The 19667-nt window shown below is 46.9% G+C and carries 19 protein-coding genes, 1 tRNA gene and 1 other annotated feature; of the genes, 6 read left to right on the forward strand and 14 right to left on the reverse strand.

What is annotated here, in order from left to right; translation table 11 throughout:
* Positions 1 to 4: 4 nt before the first annotated feature.
* The 5 genes from recG to rny all read right to left on the reverse strand — a co-directional run bounded on the left by recG (position 5) and on the right by rny (position 7105).
* Positions 5 to 2044 carry an ATP-dependent DNA helicase RecG gene (gene recG / locus CAN90_RS13025; RefSeq protein ID WP_085834227.1) on the reverse strand — a complete coding sequence of 680 codons (2040 nt, stop codon included), beginning with the start codon at positions 2042 to 2044 and terminating at the stop codon, positions 5 to 7.
* A 23-nt stretch (positions 2045 to 2067) separates the two neighbouring features.
* Positions 2068 to 3780 carry a DAK2 domain-containing protein gene (locus CAN90_RS13030; RefSeq protein ID WP_085834228.1) on the reverse strand — a complete coding sequence of 571 codons (1713 nt, stop codon included), beginning with the start codon at positions 3778 to 3780 and terminating at the stop codon, positions 2068 to 2070.
* Positions 3781 to 4167: 387 nt separating this feature from the next.
* Positions 4168 to 4428, reverse strand: a complete 261-nt coding sequence (locus CAN90_RS13035) for a stage V sporulation protein S (RefSeq protein WP_085834229.1) — start codon at positions 4426 to 4428, stop codon at positions 4168 to 4170.
* A 119-nt stretch (positions 4429 to 4547) separates the two neighbouring features.
* The gene (locus CAN90_RS13040; RefSeq protein WP_085834230.1) at positions 4548 to 5321 is read right to left on the reverse strand and encodes a TIGR00282 family metallophosphoesterase; all 774 of its coding nucleotides are present in this window, start codon (positions 5319 to 5321) and stop codon (positions 4548 to 4550) included.
* 224 nt (positions 5322 to 5545) lie between these two features.
* On the reverse strand, positions 5546 to 7105 hold the full coding sequence (rny, locus tag CAN90_RS13045; RefSeq protein WP_479723226.1) for a ribonuclease Y: 1560 nt from the start codon (positions 7103 to 7105) through the stop codon (positions 5546 to 5548).
* A 590-nt stretch (positions 7106 to 7695) separates the two neighbouring features.
* Here rny and thrS point away from each other — a divergent pair.
* The 5 genes from thrS to CAN90_RS13070 all read left to right on the forward strand — a co-directional run bounded on the left by thrS (position 7696) and on the right by CAN90_RS13070 (position 12296).
* A complete protein-coding gene (thrS, locus tag CAN90_RS13050; RefSeq protein WP_085834231.1) occupies positions 7696 to 9636 on the forward strand; it encodes a threonine--tRNA ligase in 1941 nt (646 codons plus the stop codon).
* A gap of 368 nt (positions 9637 to 10004) precedes the next feature.
* Positions 10005 to 10078: transfer RNA gene (locus CAN90_RS13055), tRNA-Gly, on the forward strand.
* Positions 10079 to 10194: 116 nt separating this feature from the next.
* On the forward strand, positions 10195 to 10827 hold the full coding sequence (locus tag CAN90_RS13060) for a nitroreductase family protein (protein WP_085834232.1): 633 nt from the start codon (positions 10195 to 10197) through the stop codon (positions 10825 to 10827).
* Between the two features lie 210 nt (positions 10828 to 11037).
* Positions 11038 to 11358, forward strand: coding sequence for a hypothetical protein (locus CAN90_RS13065; protein ID WP_085834233.1), 321 nt, complete (start codon positions 11038 to 11040; stop codon positions 11356 to 11358).
* 89 nt (positions 11359 to 11447) lie between these two features.
* On the forward strand, positions 11448 to 12296 hold the full coding sequence (locus CAN90_RS13070; protein WP_085834234.1) for an AraC family transcriptional regulator: 849 nt from the start codon (positions 11448 to 11450) through the stop codon (positions 12294 to 12296).
* A 102-nt stretch (positions 12297 to 12398) separates the two neighbouring features.
* Here CAN90_RS13070 and CAN90_RS13075 read toward each other — a convergent pair whose 3' ends face one another.
* The 9 genes from CAN90_RS13075 to CAN90_RS13115 form a co-directional block, all read right to left on the reverse strand.
* The gene (locus CAN90_RS13075; RefSeq protein ID WP_242953660.1) at positions 12399 to 13040 is read right to left on the reverse strand and encodes a hypothetical protein; all 642 of its coding nucleotides are present in this window, start codon (positions 13038 to 13040) and stop codon (positions 12399 to 12401) included.
* Positions 13041 to 13309: 269 nt separating this feature from the next.
* Entirely contained in the window at positions 13310 to 13684 is a 375-nt protein-coding gene (rplL, locus tag CAN90_RS13080) for a 50S ribosomal protein L7/L12 (protein WP_085834235.1), read from the reverse strand.
* Between the two features lie 40 nt (positions 13685 to 13724).
* Positions 13725 to 14261, reverse strand: a complete 537-nt coding sequence (rplJ, locus tag CAN90_RS13085) for a 50S ribosomal protein L10 (protein ID WP_085834236.1) — start codon at positions 14259 to 14261, stop codon at positions 13725 to 13727.
* Between the two features lie 71 nt (positions 14262 to 14332).
* Positions 14333 to 14491, reverse strand: a sequence feature (ribosomal protein L10 leader region).
* A 62-nt stretch (positions 14492 to 14553) separates the two neighbouring features.
* The gene (gene rplA / locus CAN90_RS13090) at positions 14554 to 15252 is read right to left on the reverse strand and encodes a 50S ribosomal protein L1 (protein ID WP_085834237.1); all 699 of its coding nucleotides are present in this window, start codon (positions 15250 to 15252) and stop codon (positions 14554 to 14556) included.
* Positions 15253 to 15306: 54 nt separating this feature from the next.
* Positions 15307 to 15732 carry a 50S ribosomal protein L11 gene (rplK, locus tag CAN90_RS13095; RefSeq protein WP_085834238.1) on the reverse strand — a complete coding sequence of 142 codons (426 nt, stop codon included), beginning with the start codon at positions 15730 to 15732 and terminating at the stop codon, positions 15307 to 15309.
* Positions 15733 to 15852: 120 nt separating this feature from the next.
* Positions 15853 to 16377 (reverse strand): transcription termination/antitermination protein NusG, encoded by a 525-nt coding sequence (nusG, locus tag CAN90_RS13100; RefSeq protein ID WP_085834239.1) that lies wholly within the window; start codon positions 16375 to 16377, stop codon positions 15853 to 15855.
* Positions 16378 to 16392: 15 nt separating this feature from the next.
* Positions 16393 to 16620, reverse strand: coding sequence for a preprotein translocase subunit SecE (gene secE, locus CAN90_RS13105; protein WP_085834240.1), 228 nt, complete (start codon positions 16618 to 16620; stop codon positions 16393 to 16395).
* 18 nt (positions 16621 to 16638) lie between these two features.
* Positions 16639 to 16788: a 50S ribosomal protein L33 gene (gene rpmG / locus CAN90_RS13110; RefSeq protein WP_020074232.1), complete on the reverse strand. Its 150-nt coding sequence runs from the start codon at positions 16786 to 16788 to the stop codon at positions 16639 to 16641.
* A gap of 206 nt (positions 16789 to 16994) precedes the next feature.
* Positions 16995 to 17798, reverse strand: a complete 804-nt coding sequence (locus tag CAN90_RS13115; RefSeq protein WP_085834241.1) for a DUF7674 family protein — start codon at positions 17796 to 17798, stop codon at positions 16995 to 16997.
* A 773-nt stretch (positions 17799 to 18571) separates the two neighbouring features.
* Between CAN90_RS13115 and CAN90_RS13125 the strand changes: the two genes are divergently transcribed.
* Positions 18572 to 19645, forward strand: coding sequence for a D-alanine--D-alanine ligase family protein (locus CAN90_RS13125; RefSeq protein WP_085834243.1), 1074 nt, complete (start codon positions 18572 to 18574; stop codon positions 19643 to 19645).
* The last annotated feature ends 22 nt before the right edge of the window (positions 19646 to 19667 follow it).

The raw sequence follows: 19667 nt of genomic DNA on the forward strand, positions 1-19667 counted from the left end.
TCTTTTATTCTAAGGAAGTAAACAGTTGGCGAACCTCTGCCCGTAAACCGCGGTGCTCTGGCAGCTCCATCGCTGGGTCGCGGGTAAGCAGTTCTTTTGCTTCCCCCTGCGCTAGCTGCAGCAGTGCAAAATCGGCACTCATATCCGCTATTTTCAGTTCTGGTAAACCGTGCTGCCGTGCCCCAAAAAAATCACCCGGACCACGCAAGCGAAGGTCTTCATCCGCAATTCGAAAGCCGTCTGTGGTTTCGCACATCACACGCAAGCGCTTCTGTGCTTCCTCATTCTGTGCGTCCGAAACCAGAATGCAGGTAGATTTCTCGGTGCCACGCCCAATACGTCCACGAAGCTGGTGCAGCTGAGAAAGCCCATACCGCTCCGCATTTTCAATCAGCATCACTACTGCGTTCGGCACATCCACACCAACCTCTACAACCGTAGTAGAAACTAAAATATCGGTGCGTCCGGCAGTAAAATCCTCCATGGCACGCTCTTTCTCAGCAGGGCGCATTTTACCGTGAAGCACCCCTACTGTATTGGCAAAAAACCATTTCTCCTGAAGCTCTTTGGCATACTGGGTTACAGACGCCATATCGCTCTCGCTGTCTTCTATGAGGGGGCATATGATATAACACTGCCGCCCGGCATCAATCTTTTTACGTAGAAAACCAAATGCACGGGCTCGCTTGGAGCTATCAATCACATACGTCTCTGTTTTTTGCCGCCCCGGCGGAAGCTCATTGAGTACAGAAAGCTCCAAGTCACCATAAATCATCAGCGCCAAGGTGCGCGGGATGGGTGTAGCAGACATAACGAGAATATGCGGATGATCCCCCTTTTGGGTAAGCGCAGCACGTTGCGCGACCCCAAAACGGTGCTGTTCATCCGTTACCACCAGACCGAGCCGACGAAACGCTACCGATTCATTTAAAATCGCATGGGTACCTACCAAAAGGTGAATTTTCCCCTCTTGCAACTCTTCCAAAATCTCACGTCGCTTAGCAGCAGGAATCGAACCTGTGAGCAAAGCTACTCGCAGGTGAAACGGCTCTAACAATCCGCTCATGGTAGTAAAGTGTTGGCGAGCCAAAATTTCTGTGGGAGCCATAAACGCTGCCTGCATTCCAGAAGCAATTGCACTGTGGCAAAGCGCGGCTGCTACGGCAGTTTTACCGCTACCCACATCCCCTTGCAAAAGGCGATTCATGGGTGATTCCCCTTGCATGTCCCTCATACACTCCGCAACCGCTCTCTTTTGCGCATTGGTGGGTATAAACGGAAGAGATTTAAAAAACTCCTCGGTGGCATCCACTTCCATATGCAATGAGGTTTGCTGACGACCGCGGCTTTTCATGCGTAACAAACCAAGCTGCAATATGAGAAGCTCTTCAAAAATCAACCTGCGACGTGCTTGCTCCAACGCTTCACGGTCTTTGGGAAAATGAATATTCTCTAAAGCAAGCCGCAGGCCGCACAGGCGGCAGGCTTCTCGCATTGGCTCCGGCAGTGGGTCTGGCAGTGGGTCTGGCAGTGGGTTTGGCAGCAATCCAAGAGCGGAGCGAACTGCGGAAGAAATTTGGCGAGATGAAAGCCCGGCAGTTTGCCGGTATATCGGGCGCAACGGCAACGGTCGATTCGCTGGCATAAAATCGGGAGATGCCATCTCGCGGCGCAGGAGTGTGCCGGTTACTTTCCCGCGCAGGAGGTACTCTCTCCCCTCAACCAACAGTTCTTTTATATAACGATTGTTAAAATAGGTGATTAACGCATCGTGCTGGCCATCGGTTACCCGCAGCTTATAGAGCGTCATACCAGAGCGGATGCGCTGCTCCGACACTGCGGACACCACGGTAACACGAACCACACATACCTGCTCTGCCGGTGCCTGCGCCAAAGGTACCAGGTTGCTCCAATCCTCATAATCACGCGGATAAAGGCGCAGAAGAGCGCCGACCGTAGGCGCCCCCAGCTTGATGAACAGCTGGGAGCGCTTTTCGCCGACGCCCTTTAATTCAAGTATCTCTTTTTGAAACAACGATGCCATGGCAGGTCTTCTCCAAACGGAAGTTATTCCACGGAAACGATAAAGTAGTACACCGGCTGACCACCGTCTACCAGCGTGACCTCAACGTCTCCGCCGATTTTCGATTTAATACGGTTATACGCATCCTGTGCCTGAATCTCCGTAATCCCTTTTCCATAAATCAATGTGACAAATGAAGTGGTACGGCTCACCATGGAACGGGTTAGCTTTACAACCGTATGCACGGGATCTTTCTCAATCATTTCCAGCTTCCCGTTTTTGAGGCCGAGAATATCGCCCTCTTTAATGCGGTGACCACCAAACTCAGAATCACGCGCAGCAAAGGTTACTTGACCAGTTGCTACGGAACCGGCAGCTTCCATCATCACCACAGTGTTACGCTCAACGCTAACCTCTGGGTCAAACGCCAGCATTGCAGAAAGCCCCTGCGGAATGGTGCGGGTTGGCAACACCACTACCTTGCGGTCTTTGACAAGGGGAACCGACTGCTCTGCCGCCATTATAATATTTTTATTGTTTGGCAGCACAATTACTGTTTTTGCCGGAGTAGCAAGAACCGCCGCCATAATATCATTCGTGCTGGGGTTCATGGTTTGGCCTCCGCTCACTACCTGTGAACAGCCAAGATCCATAAACAAGGAACGCAAGCCATCACCTGCGGTGACTGCAACAAAACCGATTTCTTCTTCCGGCTCTGCAATCTGCGGTGCAGCGGGGCGTTCTTCTACCGGTGCCGAAGCCGCCTGATTGGCCTGATTCGCCTGATTTTTTTCCGCGGCTACACGGTGCTGCTCTTTCATGTTCTCAATCTTTACGGTGAGAAGCTGGCCGTATTCCAATGCCTTTTGCAGCGCATTACCCGGTGTTTCAGTATGCACATGCACCTTAATAATTTCTTCGTCATCTACTACGACTACGCAGTCGCCAATCCCCTCAAGGTAAGGGCGCAAATCATCCTGCGGGTCTGTATCTATTTCAGGGTCACGACCCACAATGAACTCGGTGCAATAGGTAAAGGTAATCTCTTGGTCAAATTCTGCCGCCACATTGCGGTGGAATTCCTCCGCGGCACTTATTACGCCCGCTGTATCCGAAGAAGATACGCTCTGCTCACTGTCCAAAATCACGCCGTCTTGGAACACGGAAAGCATTCCCTCAAAAATAAGGCATAACCCTTTACCGCCCGCATCCACAACACCGGCTTTTTTCAGTACCGGTAAAAGCTCCGGTGTGGTTTCGAGCGCTTCGTTCGCACCTTTGCAAATTGCTGCCCAAACGCTCACAGCGTCGTCATCCAGCTCCGCAGAAACCTGTCCCTTTTCAAAGGCCACACGAGCCACTGTCAGGATGGTTCCCTCGGTTGGCTTCATAACGGCTTTGTAGGCGGCATCCACACCAAGACCCAGTGCCTTGCACAAGTCACTTCCCGTTGCCTGCTCCAAACCCTCGAGCCCCTTTGAAAAACCACGGAACAGCAAAGAAAGTATAACGCCGGAGTTCCCGCGTGCGCCGCGCAGCATGGCAGAGGCGACCGTATGGGCAACAGCGCCAATTCCAGTTTCGCCATCCAGCTTTTCCAGCTCCTTTGCAGCGGCTGAAATCGTCATAGACATATTGGTGCCTGTGTCCCCATCCGGAACCGGGAAAATATTTAGCCCATCTACAAGAGCTTTGTTCCGAACAATATGGTTGGCGCCAGATAAGATAGCGCTCTTTAATTCAGCTCCATTGATCAATTGTGTCGCATCTCCTCTTCAATAGATAATTTGGAAAGAGAAACTGCCTGAAAAGGCACTGCAGTTTCAGAAAATCACATTTATACAAATGAGAAAGCCCGTGGCTGCCTTTGCAAAAGCGCCGCAGAAGTATGGCGAACCGAATTCCCACCTGCTTATAATTATTTACATATTATAACATAATGTTGACCCGTATTCAATCCATTTATTCCCGCTGGGCGCGGCAGACTTGAAAATATGGTATCGTCCCCTGTAAAAGAAATGCCACAGGATAAAAAAGCATCCTGTGGCATTTCTAAACGGAATATCAACCGAGCTTTTACCCGGATTTACTCCAACGCATTTGAGCCGATTCGGTAAAGCACCGAAAGATTTTGCGGCAGCACATTACCTGGGCTCCACTATTAGTTTCATTGCAGTCCGCTCGTCACCATCAATATTGATACTGGCAAAGGCGGGGATACACACAATGTCGATTCCAGACGGTGCGAGATAACCACGGGCAATCGCAATTGCCTTGATTGCCTGATTGGAGGCTCCTGCCCCTACCGCTTGTACCTCTACGGCACCGCTCTCACGAATCACACCTGCAATAGCCCCTGCTACGGAATTGGGTGAGGATTTTGATGATACTTTTAATACTTCCATTTTCATAACCTCCCGCCTCTTAAGTTGCACTTCTATCATAAATCAAAAACTATTTTTTGGCAAGAGATTTTTGTTAATATAAATCATAATAAAATATAAGTTCGCGCAATATTTGTCGATTATGTCGTTATTTGCACCCTTTCTACAGAAATTGCGTTTCCATTCCGCTCATTAATATGGAAAATTGCGCCATCCATTCGGCAAGCACCTTCGGCTATTTCGAAACGAACGGGCATGTGAGTGCGCAGCTTTTGAATGATTAACTCGGGCTTCACACCAAGCACAGAGCGAATCGGCCCTGTCATGCCTAAATCGGAGAGAAATGCCGTTCCCTGTGGTAAAAGCTGTTCATCCGCTGTTTGCACATGGGTGTGCGTTCCGAATACCGCAGACACCCTACCGTCAAGATAATACCCCATTGCTCCTTTTTCTCCGGTTGCCTCTGCGTGAAAATCGACCAAGCGAACCGGTGGGAGATTGGGATCGCTTAAAATGCGGTCCATTGTTGCAAAGGGACATTCCAGACTTTCTAAATACGAAACACCCATCACATTAATTACAGCCACCTGCACACGGCCCATATCAACTATACACACGCCGTGCCCTGGTACACCACTGGGAAAGTTAGCGGGGCGAAGCAGTGTTTCGCAATCATCATACAGCTCATAGCTTTCTTTGCGGCGAAAGCTATGGTTACCGGTTGTTATCACATCTACCCCACTGGAAAATAAAAAATCTGCGGAAGCCGGTGTAACCCCGTTGCCATCTGCCGAGTTTTCTCCATTGGCAATTACCAAATCAATTTGTTTCTCCTTTTTCAGGCGAGGGAGCTGTTCTCTCAGGTACCGGCAGCCAATGCTACCAACTACATCACCGATTGCTAGAATATTCATCCAATTTCACTCTTTCTATTCTAAAAAATGAGGCAAGCGCAGCGGCTTATTGCTGCTGCTTTGTCTATGTGTACGAAATTTTAATATATAGATATTGTACACCATCCTAGGAAAATAACACAATAGGAAAACAAAAAGGATAGAACATAAAAAAAGAGAGGGAACAAATTGTTCCCTCTCCTGCTGCCAAAGGGTTCCCCTGGCAAGCGGTTCGCAAAAGCGCATTATTTCGCGTATTCAATCGCTCGGCTTTCACGAATAATATTAACCTTAATTTGTCCGGGGTACTCCAAATCCTGCTCAATCTTATCGCAGATTTCGCGAGCCAGTAATACCATGCGGTCATCGTTCACCACATCCGGCTTCACCATAATGCGAATTTCGCGGCCGGCCTGAATCGCAAAGCAACGCTCCACTCCATTGAAGGAGGATGCCACAGATTCCAGTTTTTCCAGCCTCTTAATGTAATTTTCCAGATTCTCTCGGCGAGCACCGGGGCGCGCAGCAGAAATGGCATCTGCCGCCTGTACTAGGCAGGCAATTACGGTTTTCGCTTCCACATCACCGTGGTGAGCCTGAATCGCATGTACTACGGCTTCGCTCTCTTTGAACTTTCTCGCTACATCCACACCAATATCCACATGCGAGCCCTCAATCTCGTGATCAAGCGCCTTGCCAATATCGTGCAGCAAACCGGCTCTGCGTGCCAATGTTGGGTCAAGCCCAAGCTCAGACGCCATAATACCGGAAAGATACGCTACCTCCAGCGAGTGGTTTAATACGTTCTGACCATAGCTGGTGCGGTAACGCAGCCGTCCCAGCAGCTTAATCAGTTCGGGATGGATTCCGTTTACGCCGGCCTCAATAACGGCACGTTCACCCTCTTGCTTAATGGTGGCATCTACCTCACGGCGAGCCTTCTCAATGGTTTCTTCAATGCGAGCGGGGTGAATTCGTCCGTCTGAAATCAAGCGTTCCAAAGCAATGCGGGCTACTTCACGGCGAACCGGCTCAAAGCAGGAAAGCGTGATGGCTTCTGGCGTATCATCAATAATCAGGTCAACACCAGTCATTGTTTCAATGGCACGAATGTTGCGTCCCTCACGGCCAATAATTCGGCCCTTCATATCATCGTTCGGCAACGGCACAACCGAAATGGTTGCCTCCGCCACGTGGTCGGCAGCACAGCGCTGAATGGCCAGCGAGATAATCTCACGTGCACTATTCTCTGCTTCTTCTCTTGCCTGCTGCTCAAACTCACGTATTTTAACCGCTTTTTCGTGCGTCAACTTGTCCTCAAGGCTTTTTAGCATATATTCCTTGGCCTGTTCCACAGTAAGACCCGAAATTCGCTCCAGCATATCAAACTGGCTCTTTTTCACGGCCTCTGCTTCTGCAAGCCTTTCATCCGCTTTTTTATTCTTGGAGTTGATCGCGTTCTCCTTCGACTCAAGCCCCTCTAGCTTTTTGTCCAAGGTTTCTTCCTTTTGCTGAATTCTGCGCTCTTGCCGCTGTACTTCTTTTCTGCGCTCGTTTAGTTCTCTCTCCGATTCCGTTCTTTGCCTGTGAATCTCATCTTTACCCTCAAGAATCGTTTCCTTTTTCTTTGCCTCAGCCGCTTTAATGGCATCGCTTACAATGCGCTTTGCCTCTTGCTCAGCTGAACCGATCACAGATTCCGCAACTTTCTTTCTGTGGTTTACTCCCGCGAAAAAAGCAACTATCCCAAAAATAACAGCGCAACCAAGCGCTATTATCAAACATAACCAAAGGGGAACATTCAAATTACGGACACCTCCTTGCTGTTAATTTTTCCATATTTTTTATTACTTTTGTTGTTAATTGGGTGCGTCAATCCCAAAGATGTACCATCAGGCGCATCTTATTTCTAATTGTATTACTTTTACAGCCCCTCTGTCAAGAAAATTGATTGCTATATGGTGCAAAATCGTGAAAAATCACGAATCTGTTCACTTGACAAGGACGATGGCGGGTGGTAGTATGAAAACAGAATACAGAAAAGCGTTGAAAAGAAGATCAAATTCAACATTTTTGCAGCAGAGAGCGCCCGTCATCGGCTGAAAGCGGGAGTGGCAAATGGAATTTCGATTACCATCTTGGAGCGCGCGCCGAATAACTGTTTGTTTAAGGCGTGACGGCAGGCACCGTTATCGGCCATAAGGAGGGCAAAGCGTCTGTTTTGCCGAACCGGGTGGAACCGCGGGATTACAAGTCTCGCCCCAGGAGTATGGGGTGGGGCTTTTTTTATATCCATTTTTCATATCAAAACAATATGGACGACTCCTTTCTTTATTAAAAGGAAAGTATAGTCGGTATATTTTGCAAACGAAAAACCAAATCAGGAGGAATCACCATGATTAAAATAGCACTGAAAGACGATGTTCGAGAGTACGACTCTGGCATTACCGTCGCAGAAGTGGCAAAATCCCTTGGCGCAGGCCTTTACAAGGCCGCTTGTGCCGGGCGTGTCAACGGCAAGGTTGTTGACTTGCGCACTCCCCTGCAAGAGGACTGTTCCGTTGAAATCCTCACCTTTGAGCAGGAAGACGGCAAGCAGGCCTACTGGCACACAACCTCTCATATTATGGCGCAGGCCGTAAAACGCTTGTTCCCTGAAGCAAAGTTTGCGATTGGCCCGTCAATTGAGCGCGGCTTCTATTACGACTTTGACCTCCCCCGTACCCTTACTCCCGAAGATTTACCCAAAATTGAAGCCGAGATGAAGAAGATTATTAAAGAAGGCTTGCCGATTGAGCGTTTCTTCCTATCTCCTGCCGAAGCGAAGAAGCTGATGGAAGAAAACGACCAGCCTTACAAAGTAGAGCTGATTGAAGAGCACGCAGACAAGGGCGAAGATATTTCGTTCTATCGCCAAGGTGATTTTGTAGACCTTTGCGCTGGCCCTCACCTGCTTTCTACTGGCAGCATTAAAGCGGTTCGCTTAACTGCGGCAACCTCCGCTTACTGGCGCGGCGATTCCAAAAATAAGGCATTGCAGCGTGTATACGGTATCTCCTTCCCCAAAGCTTCTGAACTTGAGGAGTATTTGGCAAAGGTGGAAGAAGCCAAGAAGCGCGACCATAACGTACTTGGCCGCCAGCTGGAGTATTTTACCACAGTGGATTATATTGGTCAGGGTCTGCCGATTATGCTGCCCAAAGGTGCGCGTGTGCTGCAAACCCTCCAGCGCTTTGTGGAGGATACTGAGAAAAAGCGCGGCTACCAGCTAACCAAAACTCCGCTGATGGCAAAGAGCGACCTGTATAAAATCTCCGGCCACTGGGATCACTACCGTGAGGGAATGTTCGTCATGGGTGATGAGGAGAAGGACAAGGAAGTTTTTGCACTGCGCCCCATGACCTGCCCGTTCCAATACCAAGTGTTCCTCAACCGCCAGCGCTCCTACCGTGATTTGCCGATGCGCTTGGGTGAAACCTCCACCCTGTTCCGCAACGAGGACTCCGGTGAGATGCACGGCCTGATTCGTGTGCGCCAGTTCACTATTTCGGAAGGTCACCTGATTTGCACTCCCGAACAACTCGAAGACGAATTCAGAGGATGTGTAGAGCTCGCCAACTTCATGTTGGAAACACTCGGTCTGCATGAAGACGTCAGCTACCGTTTCTCCCAATGGGATCCCAAAGATACCAATAAATACATTGGTACACCAGAGCAATGGGACGAGGCGCAGGGCGTGATGGAGCGCATTCTAAACCACTTGGGATTACAGTATTCGGTTGGTGTTGGTGAAGCGGCTTTCTATGGTCCCAAGCTCGATATTCAGATTCGCAACGTGCATGGCAAGGAAGATACTCTCATCACCATTCAAATTGACCAGATGCTGGCTGAAAAATTTGGCATGGAATTTGTGGATAAGGACGGTGTGAAAAAGAACCCCTATATCATCCACCGCACCTCTCTTGGCTGCTATGAGCGTACCTTGGCACTGCTGATTGAAAAGTATGCCGGTGCACTGCCCATGTGGCTGATGCCCGAGCAAATTCGTGTACTACCCATCAGTGAGCGCCTGCATGACCAAGCAGATGAAATTAAGAACCAGCTGGAAGAAGCCGGTTTGGAAGTTACCTGTGACCACCGCAGCGAGAAGATTGGGTATAAAATTCGCGAAGCTCAGCTTGAGAAGATTCCCTATATGCTCGTGATTGGTGATAAGGAAGTGGAAAACGGTGTTGTTGCCGTTCGTAGCCGCCGCGATGGTGATATTGGTACCATGCCTTTGTCTGCCTTTATTGAGAAAGCAAAAGAAGAAGTTCGCTCTAAGGCGAAGCAGTAACAAATTGGCATAATTTGCCATAATATTCGACCAATTTCTTTTGGGAGCCCGACAGAATTCGAGTTGGGCTCCCTTTTTTTATTCTCTGTTTTTAGAGTTATGTAAACTAATAAATGATGTAGATTTCCACTTATTGTGTGAATAACTGGTGGGGAAAACCGATTAAAATCTAACATTTTCCCATGTGACCAGAGCTTGTATGTGGATAACTCTGTGGAAAGTGTGGAATAAAAAGGAAATATTTTACTGTTGCCTTAAAAATTATGTTAAGTAAAGCAAAAACGAATGAATATTTTCAAAAAACACCTTGAAAACAAAATAGGAATGTGATAAAATTCAATAGTTGTGGATTATATAATAATAGAATTGCGGATGTAGTTTAGTGGTAGAACTTCAGCTTCCCAAGCTGACCGTGTGGGTTCGATTCCCATCATCCGCTCCAGTAAAAAACCAGCCTTTTGGCTGGCTTTTTTTATTTTTATAAAATTGATTTTGATTTTCAGATTATGTTATTATAGGAAATAATAAGAAGACAATTTAGCAGGAGGTGTTGGTGTTATGAGCAAAGACTTTTACGAGGTAGTAGATACGAGACGTACGATTCGGGATTTTCAAAGCGAGCCCATTGATGATGAAGTGATTGAAAGAATTATTTCGGCAGGAATGAAAGCACCTACCAACGACCATATGAGAGACTGGCACTTCATTGTTATTAAGGATAAGCATATCGTTTTGAAATTAGTAAAGAGAATACCAGAGCAAATATCCACCGAAGAAGTGCATGAAATATTGCGGGACTGGAATCTAAACGATGCTTGTCAGCAAAACGCTTACATAGAGGCTATACCAAAGCAATATCAAATGTTAACCCAAGCTGCTTGCGTGATTATTCCCTTATTGAAACAAAAAACAGATGTACTACATCCTGAAAACCTTTCTCACCTAAACGGATTTGCTTCCATTTGGTGCTGCATTGAGAATATGTTGCTTGCAACTACCGCCGAGGGGTATTCCTCTGCTTTACGTATCCCTTTGGGAGAGGAAGGTGACTGGGCAAGAAAGGTGCTAAACTTCCCCGAGAATTACTTAATGCCATGTTTTATAGCGATTGGTAAAGCGAGTACCAATGCACCTTTCATCAAGCAAAAAGAATACTCGATTACTGAAAGAATTCATAAAGAAGTTTGGTAGTCAATATGGCAAAATGGAAGCTTGTAAACTAACCTTTGATTTTGAACCAAATCTTTTTAACATGCTAGAGCAAGGATTTACCAACTTATTTCATGAATGACATAATAGAAAATTTGATTGTACTAACCTTTTCAAAACACCTGCATTTTCTGGACCCCAATTATAGCATGAGTGAACAACTATAAAACACAGACATGAAAGGAAATAATTATGATTTCAAGAACTTGGCACGGTATGGTTCCGTTACAACATAAAGCTGGTTTTGAAAAATATGAATACGAAACCGGTGTAAAAGATACTCTAGCCATCAAGGGCAACCAAGGTGCCTTCTTAAAAGTAGTGGAGCAAGGTGAATTTGCCCACTTCTTCCTTTGCACAAAATGGGACTCTATGGAGAGCATGATTGCTTATGCAGGCAGTGAGCCTGCCATTGCCGTAACATACCCGGAGGATACCAAATATGGGCTTATTTCAGACCCAATCGTAATCATCCAAGAAGTAACCGATGCAAAAAATCCATTTGAAGACTAAGACTAAAACTCGAACCTCTCTGTTTGGTGCAGAAATAGAGAGGACGGCTCCTCGATTCTTCGCTATACTTTTGGTAAGGAGTGAATGATATGGATTGGATTCACCGATTGAACAAAACCATCGCGTATTTAGAGGAACACCTCACAGACGAAATTGACTACGAGCAGCTAGCGCAAATTGCCTGCTGTTCCTCGTATCACTTTCAAAGAATGTTCGCTTATATGGCGGATGTTCCGCTTTCGGAATATGTTCGCAGAAGGCGAATGTCTCGTGCCGCGGTCGATTTGCAGGAGGAAAATGCAAAAATAATCGATATTGCACTGAAGTATGGCTATACCTCCCCCACTGCATTTAACCGGGCTTTTCAAAGCGTGCACGGCATTGCCCCCTCTCTCGTTCGAGAGAAAGCGACAATTAAATCATTCCCTCCTCTCAGCTTCACAATCACAATTAAAGGAGTGGAAGAATTGAATTACCGTATTGAAAAGAAAGATGCATTCCGCATTGTAGGGGTCTCACAGCCTCTACACAAAGAAATTGAAAAGAACTTTGAAATTGTACCGCAAATGTGGCAAAAAGCAACTATGGACGGTACCCTGCAGCGGTTCCCCATGATGATGGACAGCGAACCAAAGGGAATTCTGGGGGCTAGCGTATGTGGCTGCTCCGATGATTGGAAATACTTTATTGCAGTGGCAAGTACACAGCCCGTAGATAATGGGCTGGAGGAATACCATGTACCGGCATTTACTTGGGCTATCTTCTCTGGCTCCGGGCAATGCCCCAAGGCCATTCAAGAGCTGGAGCAGCGTATCGTTACAGAGTGGCTCCCCACCTCTGGTTATGAATACGACAATGGTCCGGATATTGAATTGTATCTGAATGCAGACCCTATGAACGCTCAGTTTGAAGTATGGATTCCCGTTATTAAGAAATAAAAACAGTACTTAGCTATGTTAGTAGAAAGAGGTCAGCCCATGCGGGTTGACCTCTTTCTTCCATCTTTATAAAACACTTGCTTCCATTTCATCGTGCCTGCTTTAAAATGCAGTCAACGGATTTCCATCTAAGATGATTTGCACCTCTTCATATCCCTCCGGGAAGGCATAATTGTAGCGGGCAGGCAATGCAAACACATACTTGGTGTTTCTACCCAATTCACTGGGATTTACGGGCGCAGCACCAACTGCAAATTCTCCATTTTGGAGTTGATTCCACTGCTCCAACGTAAAAGCCATAATGGGAATATCTTGCCGCGGCACCTGCTGCGTCCACCTTGGGTCACGTATTGTCACCTGAGGCCCTCGAAAAGTGCGAGCCTTCTTTCCAGTATTCTTTATATCGTCGCCTTTCCATTCTCCAGTTAATATGGAATATTCCTCATATTCCGGTGGCAGTGCAAAGGAGAAACCCAGCTCTTGATTGGTATATACCACTGCTTCTCCCGATACAGAGGACAAACTGGCTGATTGAGATGCAGCCGATTCTGCTCCAGACAATATTTCGCTTACACTTGAGGCAGCTGGCTGGCTCCCTACCTGCGACGAAGCAGGTGAAAACGGTGCTCTCCCTTGTGTCACCCAGAAAAATACAATCGCTCCTACAACCGCCGCCAACAATAAGCAAAGAATCACCCAACCTCTGCTCACGCCCGACGATTTTTTCATATACCTAGCCGACATATCAGCACTTCCTTCTATCATCAATCATATTTTCGCTTACTGCTCCACAACATGGTTTCATTTTAAAATAGAACAGTAAATTGAAGCATATTAAATCCTACCATATTTTGCATGTTTGTCAACTGTTTGGTATTTTAGAAGAGTATTGCCATTCGTACCTTTTTTCTTTGTTTTGTGTTATTTTCTTATTCTAGATAACTTCAAGAAGAAAAACAGATAAAAAAAGGATGCTGTGGAATTCCACAGCATCCTTCATAAAAGTGAAAAACTTATTTCACTTCGATCTCAGCGCCAGCCTCGGTCAGCTTAGCCTTAATAGCCTCAGCATCGTCCTTGGAAACAGCCTCTTTCACGTTCTTGGGAGCGCCGTCAACCAACTCTTTTGCTTCTTTCAGGCCCAGGCCAGTGATCTCGCGAACAACCTTGATAACCTGGATCTTGTTAGCGCCAGCGGACTTCAGCACTACGTCGAACTCGGTCTTCTCTTCAGCAGCAGGAGCAGCAGCAGCGGGAGCAGCGGCAACAGCAACCGGAGCAGCAGCAGAAACGCCGAACTCCTCTTCAAGAGCCTTAACGAGCTCGGAGAGCTCGAGAACGGTCAGAGCCTTAACATCTTCAATCAACTTAACAACTTTATCAGACATAATGAAACCTCCAAATCAATTTTAAAAAATATTTAAGCAATTAGGCATTTGCAGCCTGTTTCTCGGCAATCGCATTGAGTGCGACTACGAGGCCTTTCATTGTACCGTTCAACACGGTAACGAAACCAGTAATGGGAGCATTCAAGCCACCCAAAGCCTTTGCAACCAATACCTCTTTGGAAGGTAGCTGCGCCAACTCTTTTACTGCAGCAGCATCAACGGGAGCTCCGTCAACAAAACCTGCCTTGATTTCAAAACTCTTGCTCTTATCTGCGAAAGCAGACAGAATCTTTGCACCAGAAACATAATCGTCATTGCTATAAGCAATTGCGGTCGTGCCTTCCAGTACATGGTCCAGACCCTCGATCCCAGCATCACTTAGAGCACGGGACAACAGGGTGTTCTTTACCACGCGGTAGGTATCGCCAGCCTCACGCAGTTCTTTTCTGAGCTTGGTGTCCTCTGCCACTGTGATTCCCTTATAGCTGACAATCACACCGACGCATGCGGACTTGAGGCTTTCTTTCAGTTCAGCAACATATTGCTGCTTTTCCGCTAAAATCTTCTCACTTGGCAAATGTATTCACCTCCATCGATCCAAAGGAATCGTGCGTATTGTTATTTAAAAATGCTGCTTAACAGCACTCTCAAATAAATAAAAAAGCCTTTCCTGCAGGGCAGGAAAGGCGTCACTTAACAAATCATTAAGACAAAAGTGAACGGCTCTTTCCTCGGCAGGCCGAAACCGAAAGAACGGTTCCATTAAGCATACGCACCTGCTGTCTTTGGACAAAGAACAGCTTTATATACTATATCATTTTTCCCAAAGCTTGTCAAGAAAAAACCGTTTTGCAAATACTGGGGGAAAATTACATTCCGCCAACCTTGCTGGGGTTAATTCTTACGCCAGGGCCCATGGTAGAAGCCACAACGCAGGATTTCACATACTGGCCCTTAGAAGCAGCAGGCTTTGCTTTCACAATCGCGCCGAGCAGAGCAGAGAAGTTCTCTTGCAGCTTTTCGGTACCGAAAGAAACCTTGCCAATGGGGCAGTGAATGATGTTGGTTTTATCGAGACGATACTCGATTTTACCGGCCTTTGCCTCTTTAACCGCTTTCGCGATATCCGGGGTAACAGTACCGGCCTTCGGGTTAGGCATCAGACCGCGCGGGCCCAAAACCTTACCAAGGCGGCCAACCAGACCCATCATGTCGGGTGTGGTAATCAGCACGTCAAAGTCCATCCAGTTTTCAGACTGAATTTTCTGAACCATGTCTTCTGCGCCGACAAACTCAGCACCGGCTTCTTCAGCCAGCTTCTGGTTGTCGCCCTTGCAGATTGCCAAAACGCGAACCTGCTTGCCAGTGCCGTTCGGCAGAACGATTGCACCACGAACCTGCTGGTCCGCATGGCGGCCGTCAACGCCCAGCTTTACATGGACTTCAACTGTTTCGTCAAACTTTGCGGTGCCGGTCTTTACGCACAGCTCCAAAGCATCCTGAGGATCATAAAGCTTTGCGCGCTCTACCAGTTTAGCACCGTCTACATATTTCTTACCGTGTTTCATTGGTTTTCCTCCCTATTGAGTGGTAAAATCGGATTATTCCTCCCACCCGGGTGATCAATCTACGACTTCAATGCCCATGCTACGTGCGGTTCCTGCTACCATGCTCATGGCAGTCTCTACGCTCGCGGCATTCAGATCGGGCATTTTCTGCTCCGCAATCTTCTTGACCTGCTCACGGGTAATCTTTGCAACCTTGGTTTTGTTCGGAACACCCGAACCACTCTCGATCCCACATGCCTTCTTAATCAGAATAGCAGCAGGCGGAGTTTTGGTAATGAACGAGAAAGAACGGTCTGCGTAAACCGTAATCACCACAGGGATGATTAGACCAACGTCGTTCTTTGTGCGCTCATTGAATTCCTTTGTAAATGCCATAATGTTGACACCATGCTGACCAAGAGCAGGGCCTACCGGGGGAGCCGGGGTTGCCTTGCCAGCGGGTATCTGGAGCTTAATAAAGCCCGTAACCTTTTGAGCCATTTTGTTGCACCTCCAAAATTCGTGGTAGATGGCGGAACAACCGCAAATGCGTCGTCCCTCCCACAGGGGCAAAGCCCCTCATAATGAGCGGTAATACCGCTTATTATACCAAACTGTTGTTTACTCAGCCACCAGCTCCGCTTGATCAAGCTCAAGCTCAACTGGTGTTTCACGGCCGAACATTGAAACCGTAACGCGAACACGGTTTTTGTCCAGATCCACTTCCTCGACTGTACCAACAAATCCTTCCAGCGGGCCGTCCACAATATGGACGGAGTCGCCCACCTGGTACGAAACCTCCACGGTTTTCTTCTCTACGCCCATGCGCGCCACTTCCTCATCAGAAAGTGGAATCGGCTTGGAGGTAGGTCCTACAAAACCGGTACAGCCGCGAATATTGCGAACAACATACCAGGATTCATCGGTAAGGGCCATCTTAACCAAAACATAGCTGGGGTAAATCTTGCGCTCCACTTCGCGCTTTTTTCCGTCTTTGATTTCAGTAACCATCTCAGTCGGAACGCGGATTTCTTGAATCAAATCCTGAAGCTGACGATTTTCCACCGTTTTTTCCAGGTTGGATGCCACTTTGTTCTCATACCCGGAATAGGTATGAATCACGTACCACCTGACGTCTTCCGGCATAGTTATTTCCTCCGCTTACTTCGCAATATTCATAAACAGTCCTAACAGATTCATAAATACGGTATCTAGACCGAAAATGAACAGGCCGATAATCATAATCACTGCCAGAACTACACCGGTATTCTTAAATACCGATTTTGGGGTAGGCCAGACAATCTTCTTGAGTTCGTTTTTGCAGTCGCGGAAAAACTTCGCCACGCCCTGGCCAAAGCTGACGAGAGGGTTCGGTTTTTTTTCAGCCATCTGTTTTCTCCCTCCGACTTACTTCGTTTCCTTATGAACAGTATGTTTTCTGCAGAATCTGCAGTACTTGTTCATCTCAAGCCTGTCCGGGTCGTTCTTCTTGTTCTTCATTGTGTCATAGTTACGCTGTTTGCACTCTGTGCAGGCTAATGTGACTTTTACTCTCATGACGGCACCTCCCGTTTCACGGAAAAATATTGGATCCGTTAAAGGACCACGGCCTCCCTCTAAAAGGGCGCAAAAAAATAACCCCTTTTGAGGTATTATATATTGTAGCATAGAAATCTCTAGCGGTCAACTATTATTTCATAAAAAGAAAGCCAGAGCGCGCCTGCACGTTGATTTTTGAGCTGCACAGGGCGCTCTGTTTTTTCTTATAATCGATCGTTCAGAGTTTGTACCATTTCACCGGAATATTTTGGGCTCTTTTTCTTCTTCTCCGGTTTCACCTTTTTTCCCTTGAGGAGCTTTGCTTTGTTGTATACCTTTAAAAGATCCTCACTGAAATTTTTACTTAGGCTTTCAACGGCCTGTTCGTCGTTCATACCATTGAGAAGCACAATGGTAATCAAAGAGCGAACATCCAGATCTCCATGCTCGTACATATCATTTAAAACATTGCATAGCTTTTTAAACGGCTCGGTATTCGGGTACGTTTTTGCAAGCTGCTCTACACGGCCAACTACATGCTCACGTGTAAAGGTAACGCTGCGCACCGTACCATAGGTTGCTTTCTCTTCTGCAATTTCACCACGCAGCTCAGGGAAAATACTGGCTAAGCGGTTAAAGAAAAAGAGCGGGTCGGTTGTTGCGTCCTCATCCTTTTTCTTTCTTTTTTTCTGCTGGCGAACGATTTCTTTACGGCTGCTGCCGCCCAGTGTTTCAGCAAAATCCTCTGCAATGCTCGTTGCATTCGCCATTGAGTCTGTTTCGGGGTCAAATACCCAAGTGGAAAGCTTTTTCCACTCTTTGTCCTCTTTACCGTCGGCTACTGAGCCGGTGCGCAGGTGAAACAGCTTGGCCTTCTTCTCGTACAGCACGCTGTATGCCGTATCCTCACTGAGATACATCGCAGCTTTTCCCTGTTCCTCCTGTACGTCCTCCTTTCTTTCGAATCCTTGCTCCACAAGAACGGAACGTACCTTTTCGGCAATCAGGTCAAATGCTTTTTGTTCCAATTGTCATCACTCCTGCTATTATAATCAATCCATCGATTTAAATCGGTTTTATGGCAAAGCAACCATTGAACAAGCTTCTGCTTGTCCAAATCTTGTCCAAATACAGTACAAAAGAAACGATTGCAAATACAAAAATACGTAATTAAGTATACACTACTTTTTACAGATTGTCACTAGGGCTAATTTTGTAAAGCGAGAAAAGATATTTGACAATTTTCACTTTCTTCTTTTATGGAAGCAAAATAAACGCAACTCCCTTCATAGTTATCTTACAAAATAAAACGTAAAATAATGCAGTAAATATTGCTAGGAGAGAATCAATGATGTATTTAAACAAAAGGAATATTGCTCGTGATGTTCTCATCGGCTTCATCCTTTACGCTTCTACAAAGTTGCCTAGAATAGCAGCTCGCTTTTTCAGCAGCCCATCCATAGATATTCAATACACACTCACCTGTCTGTTTTGGTTTGTCTTTCTCTTGTATATTGCACACTGTATTAAAATGCTATTCGCTGGTGAGTACAAAGAAGACTAAAACTCTGTAATTTAGATACTGCCCTCACTCCATGCAAAATTCATTTGGGGTGATGGCAGTTTTCATATTGTTTACAACGAATTTCGCATTGCATGCAACACCCACTTATGCTATGATATATATTTGAAATATTGTATCTTAACGCAGTGCATGAACCGTGCTTTGGCCGGCGTATGATATAGCAGTGTACACCATACCGGAGCGCTCGCGATTTTGCAAGGATACGGAGGGAATATCATGTCAAAAACTACTGTCGCCGTTTTGTTCGGCGGCTGCTCTACCGAGCATGAGGTTTCGCGTGTTTCCGCGGCCTCTGTCATTCAAAATATTCCGCAGGATAAATATGATGTTGTGAAAATCGGTATTACAAAGGAAGGCCGCTGGCTCCTGTTTACGGGTGATTCCGAACAAATGCAAGACGGAAGCTGGGAAAACCACCCCGCCAACCGCTCTGCTCTCATTTCGCCGGACCGCACCGTCCATGGTATTTTGGCACAAACCGAAACCGGCTTTGAAACCATTCCCGTAGATGTGGTGTTCCCGGTACTGCACGGTAAAAATGGCGAAGATGGTACATTGCAAGGCCTTTTGCAAATGGCAGGTATTCCATTTGTTGGCTGCTCCTCGCTTGTTTCTGGTGTGTGTATGGATAAAGCGATTACCAACAGCTTGCTTGAAACTGCGGGAATCCCACAAGCACATTACTTGTGGTTCTTTACCGATAATTACCTAACGAGTTCGGAGAAAATTCGCAAAAAGATTGAAGCGCGCCTTGGCTACCCCGTATTCGTAAAGCCGGCTAACTCTGGCTCTTCCGTCGGCGTTAGCAAGGTCAGTTCACCCGAGGAACTGGATGCCGCCATTCAGCTTGCGGCACGCGAAGACATTAAAATTGTAGTAGAAGAAGCGATTGTAGGGCAAGAGGTAGAATGTGCCGTCTTGGGTCTTTCCCGACCGGAAGCATCTATTGTTGGAGAAATTGCATCTGGTGCAGAATTCTACGATTACGATGATAAATACAAGACCGGGGCGGCAAAACTATTCATACCCGCCCATATCTCAGACGAAACAGCAGAAGAAGTGCGGCAAAATGCAATGAGAGCGTACCGTATGCTCGGGTGCAGTGGTCTTGCCCGCGTTGATTTTTTTGTGCGTAACAGCGATGGCGCAGTACTCCTCAATGAGCTTAATACCCTGCCGGGCTTTACCAGCATCAGCATGTACCCCAAGCTTTGGGAGGCCTCCGGCCTATCTTACCCCGATTTACTCGACCGCCTGATTCAGCTTGCGTTTGAGAAAGTTTATTTCTAACCACGGTACTTTCGGCTTACGG

The sequence above is a fragment of the Clostridium merdae genome, assembly GCF_900176635.1.
GTDB classification, from domain to species: Bacteria; Bacillota; Clostridia; order Oscillospirales; family Acutalibacteraceae; genus Faecalispora; species Faecalispora merdae.